The following is a 14041-nucleotide window of genomic DNA, read 5'->3' on the forward strand; positions in this document are numbered from 1 at the left end:
TTACCCTTGACTCGAATTAAAAATCTGTTTCACCACATCCAATCGTGAACAGTCCCAGTAATCGATGTGCGAAGAAATTAGCCCCTCAGAATTCACCGTCAATTCACTCCGACCTGAAATCGCCATTCGTGGCTTCCAAGGTAGAGGGGCATTCCAACTCAATGTCCAACGAGTCTGAATTTGATCACCGATTTGCTCGATCGAGTGAAGATCCATTTGCACATTCAGAAATCCTGTCTCAATAAACTTGATCATGCCGCGATATCGATCGACTCCCCGAAACCGATTCATCGGGTCTTGAAAAAAAACATCCGCCGCATACAAGTCATAACTCTGATTCTTCGGAAATCGCGCATAATCTTCGCGCAGTGCTTCGACTAAATTCACGGTTCCACCTCATCCCAAAGTCGTCTTAACTGTCGTTGCCAAGCCTCCATTGTTTCCGATCGAGATTGTGATCCCATCGCCAAATCGCCCATGATTCCCTCTTGATAAAAGCGATCGAGCGTTTGCATCGTTGCCTCTAAAGATTGTCCTTGTCGTTTTGCGGCTTGAACAATTTGACGAATTCGCTTTTCCACAAACGCATTAAAAACTTCATCTAATCCGTTTTGCTGCAATGAAAGCAGTCTTTGAATTGCGGATTGGAGATCCTTGGTCGACAAACCGCTCATCGAATGCTGAAACACCGTCCAGAGTACGCCTTGATGCAGCCCATAGCGAGTTTCTTGAGTCAGATCAAAATTTGCTTCTAAAAGCTGTTCCCAATACGGTTCCGCATCCTGAGCAGGTGCGATCGGCAACAAGACTCGTAACCAAGATTGATCATCCGATAACAAGATCAGCAATCGAAACTGCGGTGTTTCCACCTGAAACGAACCTGCCCCCAACGTCTGAACCTGCTCACCGAAAAATTCACTCAGCGTCGAAGTTAATTCTTCTAAAGTCATAATCGTAATCTATAGAGCACAAATCATTAGTGGGTGAACCGACTGTAAAACTCGCTACCCCAACTTTAATTTAATCCCATCAATCCCAAAAAAAACCTGACCAATTGCTTGATCAGGATGGAAGGGAGAACTCAAATGTAGGATGAGACGCTCGATTTCATCTCATCTGACACCGATTAATTTAAGCCAGCCATTCTTCTACAGCTTCTTCTTTGCTATTCGTCCGACGTGCAGGCGTTTCCCGCTCGAACTTCATGTGAATCTCGCGATTCTGTTCGCCATCCGCCGCTACTGCCATGATCGGGAAGTCGATCAATCCATCCTGGAATGACATTTGGAAACGGAAGGTTCCATCCGGGTTGAGCTTAATCGGACGACCGCCGATCGTGACTGTTGCATCTGGTTCGGTTGCACCATAAACAATCAGTTCCGCATCCGCGATCAACCAGAACTTACGAGGACGAATGGGAGGTGCAGAAGCTGAGAATCCGACACCCGACATATTTAGACCTGAAGCCGTTGGTAGTGCCCACATCCCGACACCCGACGGGAACACATAGGAACTAATCGTTTCGAGATGCGGTGCTGCGGCAGACTGTTGCATCGAACCGTAAAGTGATCCCGCGATTCGCATTGCTTCGGTAGTTTGCGCCATACCAAAGATTTCGTCGTAAATCGCGTTTCCGCCTTGGATGCCGCCCGTTGCCATCGTGGATTTGCGGCTTGGAGGAACCAGTTCGGCAACAGTCTTTCCGCGCAGGTCTTCTTCCCAAGCCAAAGTGATGAAATGATCTTCAATCCAGTCAGAAGGGTAGACCGGAGGAACGCGCACCGGAGCCGATCGAGCTAACACGAGCCAGCGACCATCAGCGGTACGATACCCAACTTCGATCGCATAATCGCGATCGCTTACCGGAACGGGCAAATACCATTCCCGCGCCATCTCATCACAGGGGTATTCCTGCACACTGTGTGGAGCTTGAGTGTCGGAGTTAATATCCGTCACGTCATAAACGCGGAGGGCTAACTGCTGTCCACCCTGGCGGCGTAACTCTTGCTTGTGTTCGTTCGGGATATCCCAGTATGTATATGCCCATTGGGGATCGCGAGGCATCAAAACGATCCGACTTTCTCCGTATCCTTCCGGGAGATCGATCAAGTCAGCATCCACAGTCGCGAGTACGTTTGCGCTACCAACTGTGTCTAATTGAGGGTCATCTTGTCCAACGTCGAATTTGGTTGCTTCCACAGCTTCTTGTGCCTCTATGGTACGGGTCGGGGTCGGGGTTGAAAATCGAGTCCGTTCAATCTCCTGAATCGATGCGAGCAGTTGATCTTTCCGCATCCGGCTATAGCGAGATACGCCATATTCACTTGCCACTCGACGTAGCTGGCGAAGCGTCATTTCAGTGAGAGGGGGACGTTCTGTAGCCATATCACTTCTCCGTGATTCGTGTGTCCGTTCTCAAGCGGTTGGCATCTTGAACGATCGCATTTCGCGGTCAGGGGATCACCAACTCCAAGCTTTCCTGAAGTTTGGGGATCGCAAGATGCTTCATATCGTGCAGGAAACTTTCAAATCGATCAAGGGGTCAAAAGGCTTGATTAATCAAGTTTCTACGAATTTTCAGGTTATTCAGGGATCATTGTGTCATGTTTTCATGACAATTTTAGCAATCTGGGATCGCCTGTTGGGATCGTCTTGAGGCTTTATATCAAGATTTCCTAACATTAGGAGAAGCAATCGGTTTCCTGTACACTTCTGTAAACTATCCTTCACGAACGACGTATGACTTTGGGCGATCGAGAACCGACTGAATTGGAAGAATCGACAGGCAGAAGAAGTGGATTGATTAGTAAAGTACTCGCGCCCGCAGTTCGGTTGTGGCTGCGATCCCAGGTCGAACACGTGGAAGATTTGCACGTCGAAATTACAGCGGGCGATCGACAAATCTTATCGGGCTACATCGAACAGCTTGAGATTTCTGCCAAAAACGCGATTTATCAAGGCTTAGCGCTAAATCAGATTCAACTGACGGGACAAAATATTCGAGTGAATGCGGGTCAAATCGTGCGGGGTAAACCGCTCCAGCTATTAGAACCCATCCGAATTCAGGGATCAGTCTTGTTAGAGGAATCTGACTTAAACACCTCGCTCAAAGCACCGTTACTAAAAGCAGGCGTGACGGAATTTCTCCAAACACTTTTGCGATCGGGGGCAGCAGGGATCAGTAGCGATCGCGATCTCAATTTGCAAAATCTCACGATTCAATTGCGATCGCAGCAAGTTGTTTTAGGCGCAACACTGGTTTCGGATAGTGGGAATGAAACGCCGATCGCAATTCGCACCGGATTCGCTCTCGCGGCTCCGAACTTATTAAAGTTAGTCAATCCTCAATGGTTGCCTCATGCCACAGCAAAAAGAGGATTGCCGCTCTCAGATTTGGATGGCTATACCTTTAATTTGGGCGATGAGACGGAAATTCATGAATTAGCGATCGATCCCGAAAAAGTCACCTGCCAAGGGAAACTCATCGTTCTGCCTGCTTAAAGTCCGAGAAGCGTACCCAACTTAAACGATTTACTAACTTCCAGAGTAAAATCTTTGGGAGCCGTTGCCAATTGGCGAAATTTCGCTGAATTCTCTAGCGTGACGATCGAGAAATCCAACCCCAAGTCGGTACACTACCCAATAAAGTAGCTCTCCCGAAAAATGGCGACGATCCTTCCCCAAGCGCACTGGAACTTTCTCGCATCATGACTTCTCACGATCTAAATCCCGCTATGATTCCTTGGAAATCCTACGTTCAATTTGCCGCGCTACGATCGAGACAACTGATTTCACAGCGTGTTTCGGAACGATCGGACGACGACATTCCAACCGCGATCGATTGTCGCCCTCATTTGGTATTGCATCTTCCGGACGGCATGGTTCACTTCTGGCTACAGAATCAACAGAATTGGCGAATTGGGCGCAGCACAGATTGTGACATCGTGTTATCTGATCACTGTGTGTCGCGCTATCACGCCGCTATCCAACTCCTCGAACCGGGTGAGTTTTATCTCGTGGACTTGAACAGCTATAACGGGTCGTTTATTAACGATCGACGAGTTCGAGAGATTTCGCGACTGCATTCGGGCGATCGTCTCAGTTTTGGACAAGTCGAGCTTGAGTTCTACGACGGAACGCCTCAGTTTTTCAAGAATGCGGCAGTAACGGCAGAACCAAAGTTACAAAGTAATACACCAGCGGTGCGGTAAATACATAGCTGTCTGCTCGATCGAGAATGCCGCCATGTCCCGGAATCAACTGCCCTGAATCTTTGACCCCTGCATCGCGCTTCATCATCGATTCGGTTAAATCTCCAAGCAAACTGGCAATTCCGACCAGCAAGCCGAGTGAAACCCCAGTGATGGGCCATCCTGACCAATCGAGATACCACGAACCGACCACGGCAACTGTGACACTAGCAGACACTCCAAATACTGCGCCTTCGACGGTCTTTTTCGGGCTGATATCAGACAGGCGAGTTCGACCAATCCAACGCCCGACCGTGTAGGCTCCAATATCGGCTGCCCACATACACACGAACGCAAGTAAAGTATGTGTCAAACCTTGAGGAAGCGCGTTCAATCCTTGCCAGGACGTAATCCAGAAGCCATCGAGCGGAAGATTGCTCATGTCGGCTTGTTCTAGCGATCGCAGTCGAATCCAAAAGCTGGGCAAATATCCGACATAGAACAGACCCATAATCGAGGCGGAAATATCTGCGATCGTGGCAAATTTTGGCTGAAATAGAAGGTAGAAACAAATTAACGTGCCCGCAACTGGGAAGATCGCATCCGCCAAATCGGGATTAAGATTCGAGACGAAGAGCAGAATCTGTGTCACCACGAGCGTCGTTTTCGCAGCGGGAGCGATTCCTTTGGCGCGGACAAGCTCGAAATACTCTAGCTGTCCAAGATAAATGATCACAGCAAAGAAGGCTGTGAAATACCAGCCGCCAAGTAAGAACACGATCAGAGCGACGGCGATCGCGATAATGCCACTGAGAATCCGAGACCAAGGCATAGAGTTTTCAGAGTTCATAACGAGAAACTTGGTCTAACTGTCCTTTTCTCAACCCGCGACTGAAAACGCATGGCTCAAAGTTAGATTCAGGTTAAGAAGGTTAAGCGTCATTTGGATCACTTTATCAGAGTGCCGCATGAATTTTCACTCTAGCTTTTCACCACTGAGGACAAAGATTGGATCGACTGCAACAAAGGATTGGCTAGTACCACGGGTTTCGAGCCGATTAATCGCAGATTGTACGACTTCAATATTCCGAGCTTGAAGCTCTGCAAAACCTTCGGAAATTTTGTACAGATTCTCTAAGTTTGCCGCAGTCGCGACGATTCGACCTTGAGGTTTGAGATATCGCCAAACTTCCGCGAGGATTTCTTTCACCGATCGACCTCCTTCGATACAAACGCGATCGGGCATTTGCTTCAGATTTTTCAAACACTCCGGAGCGCTGCCTTCAATGATTTCGACGTTTTTGACTCCAAAGCGATCGCAGTTCCGTTGAATCAGCGAGGCGACCTCTTCATCTCGTTCGATCGCGACAATTTTTCCTTGAGGACAAAGCAGCCCCGCTTCGACTGGAATCGTTCCCGTTCCCGCTCCAATGTCCCACAGCACTGAATTCGATTTGAGTCGCAATTGGCACAGGAGCAGTAACCGAATTTCACGCTGACTCATCGGAATTCCAGGCAGATTCTCAAACAAATCATCAGGAATTCCAGGAGTGACATACGACCAAAGAGGAGAAGGCATAGACAATTCAGCGGAACAGGGGCTTATTTCTATTGTGGTTCAGGAAACGATTTTTAATCGATTCAAAGTCGGATCGCTGCACCCGCTGATGAATCCGCCTGCTTCGAGAACCGATCGAAGTTGTGCGATCGCGGTTTTCGTAATTTTTTCCCCTGGTAGTAGAACTGGAATTCCGGGCGGATATGGGCAGATCAGTTCAGCGCTAATTTTGTCGATCGCGCTCTCGATCGGCACAGATTGAGATGCGGCAAAAAACGCTTCTCGCGGCGAAAGGGGCGGAATTGAGAAAGATTGCTCGAATTTTGCTGGAATTTGAGGAATTGGATCGCTTGTTGGAAGACGATCGATTGCTTCAACGAGTCGATCGATATCCGTCTCTGTATTTCCCAAACTTACAATAAATGTTAGATGCTGAAGCGATGGAAATTCCGCTGTCACTCCAAAGGTTTGCAGCAATTCATCAGCAGTAAATCCATCCATACCGAGATGAGAAACGGTAACGGTGACACGAGTTCGATCGATAGCAAAGCCTGGAAATTCTAAAACAGATTCGATCTGGGATCTAGCTCGATCGGCAAGTTCTAAGGTTCGACTCATCAGATCTTTGCCTTCAGTTGCCATTTGTGCACAGGCAGCATCAAGGGACGCAAGGAGAAGATAATTTGGGCTAGTGGATTGAACCAACTGAAGAGAACGAGAAATGCGATCGCGATCAATCCGCATCCCCTGAACGTGCAGCATTGAAGCCTGTGTAAGCGCTGATAACGTTTTATGCGTCGATTGAACAGTAAGGTCTGCACCCGCTGACATCGCAGAAATTGGAAAATCGGAATGAAAGGCGAAATGTGCGCCGTGAGCTTCATCAACTAACAGCGGAATTCCAGCGGCATGAGTCAGATCTGCGATCGCGCTCAAATCTCCACAAACGCCGTAATACGTCGGATGAATCACCAAAACTGCTTTGGCATCTGAATGCTGTTTTAAAGCAGTTTCAACCGTTTCAGGCGTAACACTGTGAGCAATATCAAGAATCGGATCGTACTCAGGCGGCAAAAATACCGGAACTGCGCCCGACAGAATTAATCCAGAGATCGCGGATTGATGGACGTTTCGAGGCAGAAGAATCTTATCGCCTGAATTACAAGTGGCGAGAATTGCCGCAATGATTCCGCAGGTCGAGCCATTTGCTAGAAACCAAGTTTGCTCGGCTCCAAAGGTTTTTGCTGCGAGTTTTTGGGCTTCGTCGATCGCACCTTGAGGCGCAAATAAATTATCGAGTTCGGGCAATTCGGGTAAATCCGCTCGTAAAGCCCGATCGCCTAACAATTCTCGTAACTCGATCGGGCTTCCTCGTCCTTGTTTGTGTCCGGGTGTATGAAAAGCAGCATTTCCGCGTTGAGCACACCGCTTCAACATCTTAAATAGCGGTCGATCGTGAATCATTCCTTTTAACGCTGGCGACGAGACTTGTTGACATCCTCACCGGGCTGAAGCCACGGTGATTCCTAAGACTCACGACTTAGGTTTCTGCTTCCTTCCATTGCTGGTTTTTCGCAACTGCCCTTTCAACTCATGCTGATTAGGTCTTACGTTCGCTCCACAGACTGCAACGGTGTGTCCCACCGCCAAAATGTTTCGTGCAGCGTTGATATCCCGGTCATGGTGTGTCCCACAGTTGAGACAATCCCATTCCCGCACGTTCAACGGCAACGAATTGAGAACGTGACCGCAGCTTCCACAGCGTTTCGAGCTAGGAAACCAACGGTCAATCTTCACCAAGTTCCGACCATACCACTTGGCTTTGTATTCGAGTTGGCGCACCAACTCTCCCCATGCGGCATCGGCAATCTGCCACGCCAGCTTCGGGTTCTTCACCATGTTCTTCACCGCCAAATCTTCAACCGCAATCGTTTGATTTTCACGAATCAGTTGAGTGGTCAGTTTATGGAGAAAATCTTTGCGAGAATCCGCGATTTTGGCTTGCACTCGTGCAACCTGCAACCGCGCTTTGTCTCGATTATTCGAGCCTTTCTGCTTGCGAGAAAGCGCTTTCTGGACTCGTTTGAGCTTCTTTCTCAGTCGCTCAAAATGCTTAGGATTGGTAATCTTTTCGCCGTCACTGGTCGCAATCAGGCTGGTGATTCCGAGATCCAGCCCGACCGATTTCTGAACCTGTGTCAGTGGTTTGACATGGGGATTGTCCACCAACAACGAAACGTGCCATCGCCCATTTGGACTCAAACGAACGGTAATGGTCGAGGGTTCGCACCCTTGGGGAAGTTGACGGCTCCAGCGAATCGGCAAGGCATCTTTGCACTTTGCCAAAAACACCTGTCCCTCTTTCCACTTGAACGCAGACTTGGTGAACTCGGCACTTCCCCCATTCCGCTTCTTCTTGAAGTTCGGGTACTTTGCCCGTCCAGCAAAAAAGTTCGAGAACGCTTTTTGCAAATGTCTCAATCCTTGCTGCAAGGGAACGCAACTCACTTCATTCAGAAATTGGAGGTCATCTTGCTTTTTCCACCCAGTCAACAAAGCAGAGGTTTGAACATAGTCAAGGCTTTCTTGTCGCTCATACCAAGCTTCGCTTCTCGCATTCAGAGCGCGGTTGTAGACAAGCCTCACACAGCCCAACGTGCGACGCAGCAAAGGTTCTTGCTCAGTCGTTGGATAAAATCGGTATCGGAACGCTTGTTCTACCATGTCTCACATTGTCGCGCTGGTTCTGTGAGATTGTCAACCTGCACCGCATCGAGCGGTTTGCTTGACGCTCCTCTACCTCCCCGCCGTGGAACGGCAGGGTTTCTCGGAGGTTCCCAATGATACTGATCCAGTATGCTTTGATTTCTCTCACCCAATCGCTTTGAATCGCGATTTACGATTCCACTCCAACTAGTGCCCCGAACAGCAGAAGAAATAGTTTTGCATTTGCAATATCTGTGTAGTCAAAGCGATAAATTCCGCTTGACCCCAACCCAAAAAATCCTGACTTAGCATCCTTTAATCTCAGGGTGACGACTCCTTGAGAAATGCTTAATCGGTCAATTTCTGAGGTGGTCACTCTCTCCGTCATTTCTTGTTGAACAATTTCTAAAAAGCCATTTCCCACGGTTAACGCATTAGTGCCAAGCAGGGGGAACCGGACTGCGCCACCGTGAGCTAAAGTCGCTTTCGCACGTTCAAGTGCAAACAGACTCCAAGCTGCTTCAGCCGCGATCGCAAAATGATAGCGGTTCTTCAGAGGCGGATTGCCCTCTTTGGTTTGATGCACCCCAGACATCTCGAACACAGGCTGATTCTGTTCATTTGTCCACTTGAACCAGAAGAGCGTGTGCATATAAGTATTACCGTAGTATTGGCGTAGTCCGCCTGTTCGCAGTTCAGAGGCTTGACGAAACACCAGAACGCTATTTTGATTGCCCGATCGTTTCGTATTCCAAAAATAAAGAGCAACCCCCTGTTCACCCACATAGGAACATTCCACGGGCAGTTTAAATCCGCCACGTAGCATCAGCCAAAGTACAATTCCGCTTACAATTAGGGCTGCGATCGTCGCATACGTTGAACTTTGTTCCCGCATCGATCTTGGCAACAAAAGCGCGATCGGAAGCCACGTAAACAGTCCTGCAAGAAAGGCAAAACACAGTCCTGAAAATAGCGTGTTCTGAATGTAGTACCAGTCAATTTGCATCGGGGATTTGCCAGTTTCGAGCGTCGAGTAGGCGCTGCGAATTTGACCAATTTCGGGCGGCGGTGGCACAAAGAAAACAAGATTTGAGGGGAGGGATTCTCCGGTGTGCCCGGTTACAGTCGATGTCGGTGTCCAAGTTGAGCGGGGGGAGGTCATCATCGATCGGCTCCTAAATAGATGGATAACGGCGAGACTGAAGAGAATTGTTTAAATTACGGATTTCTCTGCAAAGCGGTTTCGCTGTCTTTTTAGGGCTGTCTAGAAACAGAGGTCAAGGCGAGATCGAGTTTCTGGCTTAAGAAGGTCAAATAATTAGCTAGGATAATCTATGGTTTACACGATTCTAGAATCCAAGGCGATCGCGACTCCGGTTCCTGTGTACCTTAACCTTTACCCGTAATAATTGACCATGCTAAGAGCTGGGATTGTTGGCTTGCCAAATGTTGGAAAATCTACTTTATTTAATGCGGTTGTCGCCAATGCCAAAGCGCAAGCCGCCAACTATCCCTTTTGTACGATCGAGCCAAATGTGGGAACGGTTGCGGTTCCTGACGATCGCTTAAACGTCCTAACCGGAATCTCGAAATCTGCCGAAACGATTCCTGCACGAGTCGAATTCGTCGATATTGCAGGTTTAGTAAAGGGAGCCTCAAAGGGTGAAGGCTTAGGAAACCAGTTTTTAGCGAACATTCGAGAAGTGGATGCGATCGTTCATGTCGTTCGCTGTTTTGAGAATGATGACATTATTCACGTTGCGGGTTCAGTTGATCCAGTCCGCGATATTGAAATAATTAATTTAGAACTTGGATTGGCGGATCTGGATCAAATCGATCGGCGAATCGATCGCAGCCGGAAACAAGCTCGATCGAATAAAGAGGCTCAACAAGAAGTTGAAGTTCTAGAGCGTCTCAGTGCTGCATTGAATGAAGGTAAGTCTGCTCGTCAAGTTTCAATGAGCGAAGAAGAGGAAATCTTGATCAAACCTCTAGGCTTGTTGTCTCGGAAGCCTGTAATCTATGCTTGCAACGTTTCAGAAGAAGACTTGGCAACGGGAAATGAATGGGTTGAGCAAGTTCGAGCCGTTGCCGCTCAAGAAAATGCTCAAGTCGTCGTGATTTCTGCTCAAGTAGAATCCGAATTAGTGGAATTACCGGAAGACGATCGAGCAGATTTTCTGGCTTCTTTGGGAGTGGAAGAAGGCGGATTAAAATCTCTGATTCGTGCTACGTATAATCTTCTAGGGCTTCAAACGTACTTCACAACTGGACCCAAAGAAACTCGCGCTTGGACGATCAAAATTGGAATGGTGGCTCCTCAAGCGGCTGGAGTGATTCACAGCGATTTTGAGCGGGGCTTTATTCGGGCAGAAACGGTTGCCTATAAAGATCTAGTTAATAATGGATCGATGAACGCGGCGAAGGAAAAAGGCTTAGTTCGCAGTGAAGGAAAAGAATATGTTGTGCAGGATGGCGATGTAATGCTGTTCCGATTTAATGTGTAGATTGCGTAAATCTACAGAAAGGATCGTATAATTACAGACATAGGAATTTGCGGGAATTTCTACGCCTACCCTCAAAGAACTGCCTTGGTGTGACCCTCGATCGATTACCGATTCGGGGGTTTTTAATATCTAAAAACGCTAGAATCAAGTTAACGAATGTAAAGCAATTCTCAGGTAGGACTCGATGACCATGCGCGTAATTCTAATGACGGGAAAAGGCGGTGTCGGTAAAACCTCGGTGGCGGCTGCAACCGGACTCCGCTGTGCTGAATTAGGATACCGAACGCTGGTTCTGAGTACTGATCCAGCACATTCACTAGCAGATAGTTTCGATTTGGAACTGGGACATGAGCCGAAACAGGTTCGCCCGAATCTTTGGGGGGCTGAACTCGATGCGCTGATGGAACTTGAGGGGAACTGGGGAGCGGTGAAGCGCTACATTACTCAGGTTTTGCAGGCGCGGGGATTGGAAGGGGTGCAGGCGGAAGAATTGGCGATTTTGCCGGGAATGGATGAGATTTTCGGATTGGTGCGGATGAAGCGGCACTATGACGAAGGCGAATTTGATGTGCTGATTATTGATTCGGCTCCGACGGGAACGGCGTTACGATTGCTGAGTTTGCCGGAAGTGGGCGGCTGGTATATGCGGAAATTCTATAAGCCGTTTCAGGGAATTTCGGTTGCATTGCGTCCGTTGGTTGAACCGATTTTTCGCCCGATCGCTGGTTTTTCACTTCCAGACAAAGAAGTGATGGACGCGCCTTACGAATTCTATGAACAGATTGAAGCTTTGGAGAAAGTTCTCACCGATCCGACTCAAACCACAGTGCGGCTGGTGATGAATCCTGAAAAGATGGTGATTAAAGAATCCCTTCGCGCCCATGCTTATTTGAGTTTGTACAATGTTGCAACTGATTTAGTCGTTGCAAATCGGATTATTCCGGATTCGGTTTCTGATCCATTTTTCCAACAATGGAAAGAGAATCAGCGGCAATATCGTCAGGAAATTCATGATAATTTCTCGCCGTTGCCGATCAAAGAAGTGCCGTTGTATTCGCAAGAGATGTGTGGATTGGAAGCGCTCGATCGATTAAAAGAAACGCTCTATGCGAACGGTGAAGATCCGTCGCAGGTGTACTACAAAGAAACGACTTTGCGCGTAGTTCAAGAGCAGAATCAGTACAGCTTAGAGCTATATCTGCCGGGAATCGAAAAGACTCAAATCGAATTAAGTAAAACGGGCGATGAGTTGAATGTCCGAATTGGTAATCACCGCCGCAATTTGGTTCTACCGCAGGCATTAGCAGCGTTGCAGCCGAGTGGCGCGAAGATGGAAGACGACTATCTCAAAATTCGATTTAGCGATCCGGCGAGAGTTTAGAGTTTCCAAATGCGTTGATTGAGGTTGAGATCTTCAACGATCGACATCATCAATTGCAGCATTTCAAAATACTCCCGCATTGGATTAAAACTGAGCATAGTTTTGAACAATCGCGGCTCAAATAAATCCTCTTCAGAAGGCACGCCGACATAAAGCTGACTATCGACTAGCGAAATCAAAATGTCTCGGTTTGCCTTCTTTCTAAAATCAACAATTCGACGCATCATCGAAGTTGAAAGAACATATCTTGCTCCAACTTGGTCATTGCTGTAAACCGAAAAGAATTTGTTAAATTCAGGGTCTTCGAGTTTTACAGATTGACCGTGATGTTGATTCAGAAATTTCACTTTTGAAATGAGATTATTTGGAAGAATGATGGTTTTTCCGCGAAATGACTTATTGAAGTCGGAAATGAAAAACATTCCCTTAAAAATAGGTTGGCGAGAGACAGCATTCAGAACAATTTCAGTACGAAAATGCTCAAAATCGATGCGTTGTCCTTTTGCAATTCGACCCAGACAGTAAGGTGTACCGCGCACGATCGATAAAAGCAAAAAGATTAACGTTGAAATTGAAAAGATAGAGCCACCCGGACGACCAAGCCCACAGAGAAAATCGTATCCTTGCGTAATCCAAGTGTGAGGAAGTTCTTTCTGAAACGTAACCTCTGAGAAAAACAAACTGATTTGCCCCAATTTCCCAGCAACACAGTGATCTTGTTTCATGTAAACCGACTTACCGATGCCATTAAACAAGCGACTTTGTTGAAGTGCAGATAAAACAGCAGCATCGTTACTTCCTCGAAAATAATTAAGGTTTTCTTGCGGATCAAGAAAATAGATAATACTTTCGATAATTGCCCGTTGAAATCCTCGTCCATAGGCTTCAGTAGAAGAAGTGTAGAATGCAACCCACAAAAAGCAAGCGACTCCAACCACGAGCAAAGCAAATGACATGATCCGGACTCCGTTCTGTAACCAGAGTGGAATAAAGTCGTTTTTACACCTTTTTACGCTTTGTCGAGAATAGCCATCGAGTTTAGCGACAAAATCATTAGTTGCTTCTCCAATGTTTATCTTTTCCTTGTCACTTTGGCGTGTTGGTGCTGTTTGTACAACTGGAGCGCAATAGCGTTGACTTGACACGATCGCATTATCCAGCGCAGCAGGTGTGAATCTCACCACAAGTCCAATTACGAACGCTAGCATTACCGTCACAATCTGTAGCGGTTGTATAACAGCCTTTCTCGTTTTTTCAACTTCTTGCAAGTAAGCAACCAAATATTGGCGGCAGAACTCTTTGAAATCTTGTAGCGATCGCTTCGGTAATCTCCAATCTTTTTCTTGAACTTCCGCTTGTTCTGGCTCTGATTTAACAGGCTCAGGCGCGATCGTTGGTAAATAACTTCGTGCCCAAAGTTGAGCAACCGTGTGATCGGAGTTGAGAAGCTCTTGGCAAAGTGCGATCGCTTGTTCCAAGCTGTGATGATGTTGATACGCTTTCACTAACAGCATTTTTGCTTGATAGTGATTAGGATACGTCTCATCCGTTTGAGTGCAAAATAGCTCCAAAATTGGAATTGCTTCTTCGTATTGTCGTAGTCTGGTGAGCTTGTTAGCTTGTGCAAAAATTGATTGAGCTTCTTCAGGTGATAAGCGCTTGGCTTGCCTTTGCCGTGGAAAATTGGGGTCTGTCATGT

The 14041-nt window shown here is 47.4% G+C and carries 13 protein-coding genes; 4 read left to right on the plus strand and 9 right to left on the minus strand.

Features of this window, described 5'->3' with window-relative positions:
• From ACQ4M5_RS03775 to ACQ4M5_RS03785, 3 genes are all read right to left on the minus strand, one after another.
• Complete coding sequence (locus tag ACQ4M5_RS03775) at positions 1–387, minus strand: DUF2358 domain-containing protein (RefSeq protein ID WP_430674265.1); 387 nt, start codon at positions 385–387, stop codon at positions 1–3.
• Complete coding sequence (locus tag ACQ4M5_RS03780; protein ID WP_430674266.1) at positions 384–950, minus strand: hypothetical protein; 567 nt, start codon at positions 948–950, stop codon at positions 384–386. The genes ACQ4M5_RS03775 and ACQ4M5_RS03780 overlap by 4 nt, the downstream gene beginning before the upstream one ends.
• A gap of 181 nt (positions 951–1131) precedes the next feature.
• Positions 1132–2385 (minus strand): DUF4912 domain-containing protein, encoded by a 1254-nt coding sequence (locus ACQ4M5_RS03785; RefSeq protein ID WP_430674267.1) that lies wholly within the window; start codon positions 2383–2385, stop codon positions 1132–1134.
• A 354-nt stretch (positions 2386–2739) separates the two neighbouring features.
• Here ACQ4M5_RS03785 and ACQ4M5_RS03790 point away from each other — a divergent pair, with 354 nt between their 5' ends.
• A complete protein-coding gene (locus ACQ4M5_RS03790; protein WP_430674268.1) occupies positions 2740–3501 on the plus strand; it encodes an LmeA family phospholipid-binding protein in 762 nt (253 codons plus the stop codon).
• A gap of 206 nt (positions 3502–3707) precedes the next feature.
• Positions 3708–4211, plus strand: a complete 504-nt coding sequence (locus tag ACQ4M5_RS03795) for an FHA domain-containing protein (protein WP_430674269.1) — start codon at positions 3708–3710, stop codon at positions 4209–4211.
• Here the strand turns inward: ACQ4M5_RS03795 and ACQ4M5_RS03800 are convergent.
• The 5 genes from ACQ4M5_RS03800 to ACQ4M5_RS03820 form a co-directional block, all read right to left on the minus strand.
• Positions 4150–5040, minus strand: a complete 891-nt coding sequence (locus ACQ4M5_RS03800) for a phosphatidate cytidylyltransferase (RefSeq protein WP_430674270.1) — start codon at positions 5038–5040, stop codon at positions 4150–4152. The two genes, ACQ4M5_RS03795 and ACQ4M5_RS03800, sit on opposite strands and share 62 nt — an antisense overlap.
• A gap of 126 nt (positions 5041–5166) precedes the next feature.
• The gene (cbiT, locus tag ACQ4M5_RS03805; protein WP_430674271.1) at positions 5167–5769 is read right to left on the minus strand and encodes a precorrin-6Y C5,15-methyltransferase subunit CbiT; all 603 of its coding nucleotides are present in this window, start codon (positions 5767–5769) and stop codon (positions 5167–5169) included.
• A 39-nt stretch (positions 5770–5808) separates the two neighbouring features.
• A complete protein-coding gene (locus ACQ4M5_RS03810; RefSeq protein WP_430674272.1) occupies positions 5809–7212 on the minus strand; it encodes an aminotransferase class I/II-fold pyridoxal phosphate-dependent enzyme in 1404 nt (467 codons plus the stop codon).
• 69 nt (positions 7213–7281) lie between these two features.
• A complete protein-coding gene (locus ACQ4M5_RS03815) occupies positions 7282–8472 on the minus strand; it encodes an RNA-guided endonuclease InsQ/TnpB family protein (protein WP_430674273.1) in 1191 nt (396 codons plus the stop codon).
• Between the two features lie 172 nt (positions 8473–8644).
• On the minus strand, positions 8645–9619 hold the full coding sequence (locus ACQ4M5_RS03820; protein WP_430674274.1) for a hypothetical protein: 975 nt from the start codon (positions 9617–9619) through the stop codon (positions 8645–8647).
• A gap of 250 nt (positions 9620–9869) precedes the next feature.
• Between ACQ4M5_RS03820 and ychF the strand changes: the two genes are divergently transcribed.
• On the plus strand, positions 9870–10961 hold the full coding sequence (gene ychF, locus ACQ4M5_RS03825) for a redox-regulated ATPase YchF (protein ID WP_430674275.1): 1092 nt from the start codon (positions 9870–9872) through the stop codon (positions 10959–10961).
• A gap of 184 nt (positions 10962–11145) precedes the next feature.
• A complete protein-coding gene (locus ACQ4M5_RS03830; RefSeq protein ID WP_430674276.1) occupies positions 11146–12342 on the plus strand; it encodes a TRC40/GET3/ArsA family transport-energizing ATPase in 1197 nt (398 codons plus the stop codon).
• On the opposite strand, the gene ACQ4M5_RS03835 is transcribed toward ACQ4M5_RS03830, so the two are convergent.
• Complete coding sequence (locus tag ACQ4M5_RS03835; RefSeq protein WP_430674277.1) at positions 12339–14039, minus strand: DUF3137 domain-containing protein; 1701 nt, start codon at positions 14037–14039, stop codon at positions 12339–12341. The two genes, ACQ4M5_RS03830 and ACQ4M5_RS03835, sit on opposite strands and share 4 nt — an antisense overlap.
• Between the last annotated feature and the right edge of the window lie 2 nt (positions 14040–14041).

This window comes from Leptolyngbya sp. AN10, assembly GCF_050565645.1.
GTDB lineage: Bacteria > Cyanobacteriota > Cyanobacteriia > Leptolyngbyales > Leptolyngbyaceae > Leptolyngbya.

What these genes read in the sequence shown, in the direction of transcription:
- ychF (WP_430674275.1), top strand. Translation starts at nt 9,870, where the DNA reads ATGCTAAGAGCTGGGATTGTTGGCTTGCCAAATGTTGGAAAATCTACT.
- ACQ4M5_RS03820 (WP_430674274.1), bottom strand. Translation starts at nt 9,619, where the DNA reads ATGATGACCTCCCCCCGCTCAACTTGGACACCGACATCGACTGTAACC.
- ACQ4M5_RS03780 (WP_430674266.1), bottom strand. Translation starts at nt 950, where the DNA reads ATGACTTTAGAAGAATTAACTTCGACGCTGAGTGAATTTTTCGGTGAG.
- ACQ4M5_RS03785 (WP_430674267.1), bottom strand. Translation starts at nt 2,385, where the DNA reads ATGGCTACAGAACGTCCCCCTCTCACTGAAATGACGCTTCGCCAGCTA.
- ACQ4M5_RS03835 (WP_430674277.1), bottom strand. Translation starts at nt 14,039, where the DNA reads ATGACAGACCCCAATTTTCCACGGCAAAGGCAAGCCAAGCGCTTATCA.
- ACQ4M5_RS03830 (WP_430674276.1), top strand. Translation starts at nt 11,146, where the DNA reads ATGACCATGCGCGTAATTCTAATGACGGGAAAAGGCGGTGTCGGTAAA.
- ACQ4M5_RS03790 (WP_430674268.1), top strand. Translation starts at nt 2,740, where the DNA reads ATGACTTTGGGCGATCGAGAACCGACTGAATTGGAAGAATCGACAGGC.
- ACQ4M5_RS03810 (WP_430674272.1), bottom strand. Translation starts at nt 7,212, where the DNA reads ATGATTCACGATCGACCGCTATTTAAGATGTTGAAGCGGTGTGCTCAA.
- cbiT (WP_430674271.1), bottom strand. Translation starts at nt 5,769, where the DNA reads ATGCCTTCTCCTCTTTGGTCGTATGTCACTCCTGGAATTCCTGATGAT.
- ACQ4M5_RS03795 (WP_430674269.1), top strand. Translation starts at nt 3,708, where the DNA reads ATGACTTCTCACGATCTAAATCCCGCTATGATTCCTTGGAAATCCTAC.
- ACQ4M5_RS03800 (WP_430674270.1), bottom strand. Translation starts at nt 5,040, where the DNA reads ATGAACTCTGAAAACTCTATGCCTTGGTCTCGGATTCTCAGTGGCATT.
- ACQ4M5_RS03815 (WP_430674273.1), bottom strand. Translation starts at nt 8,472, where the DNA reads ATGGTAGAACAAGCGTTCCGATACCGATTTTATCCAACGACTGAGCAA.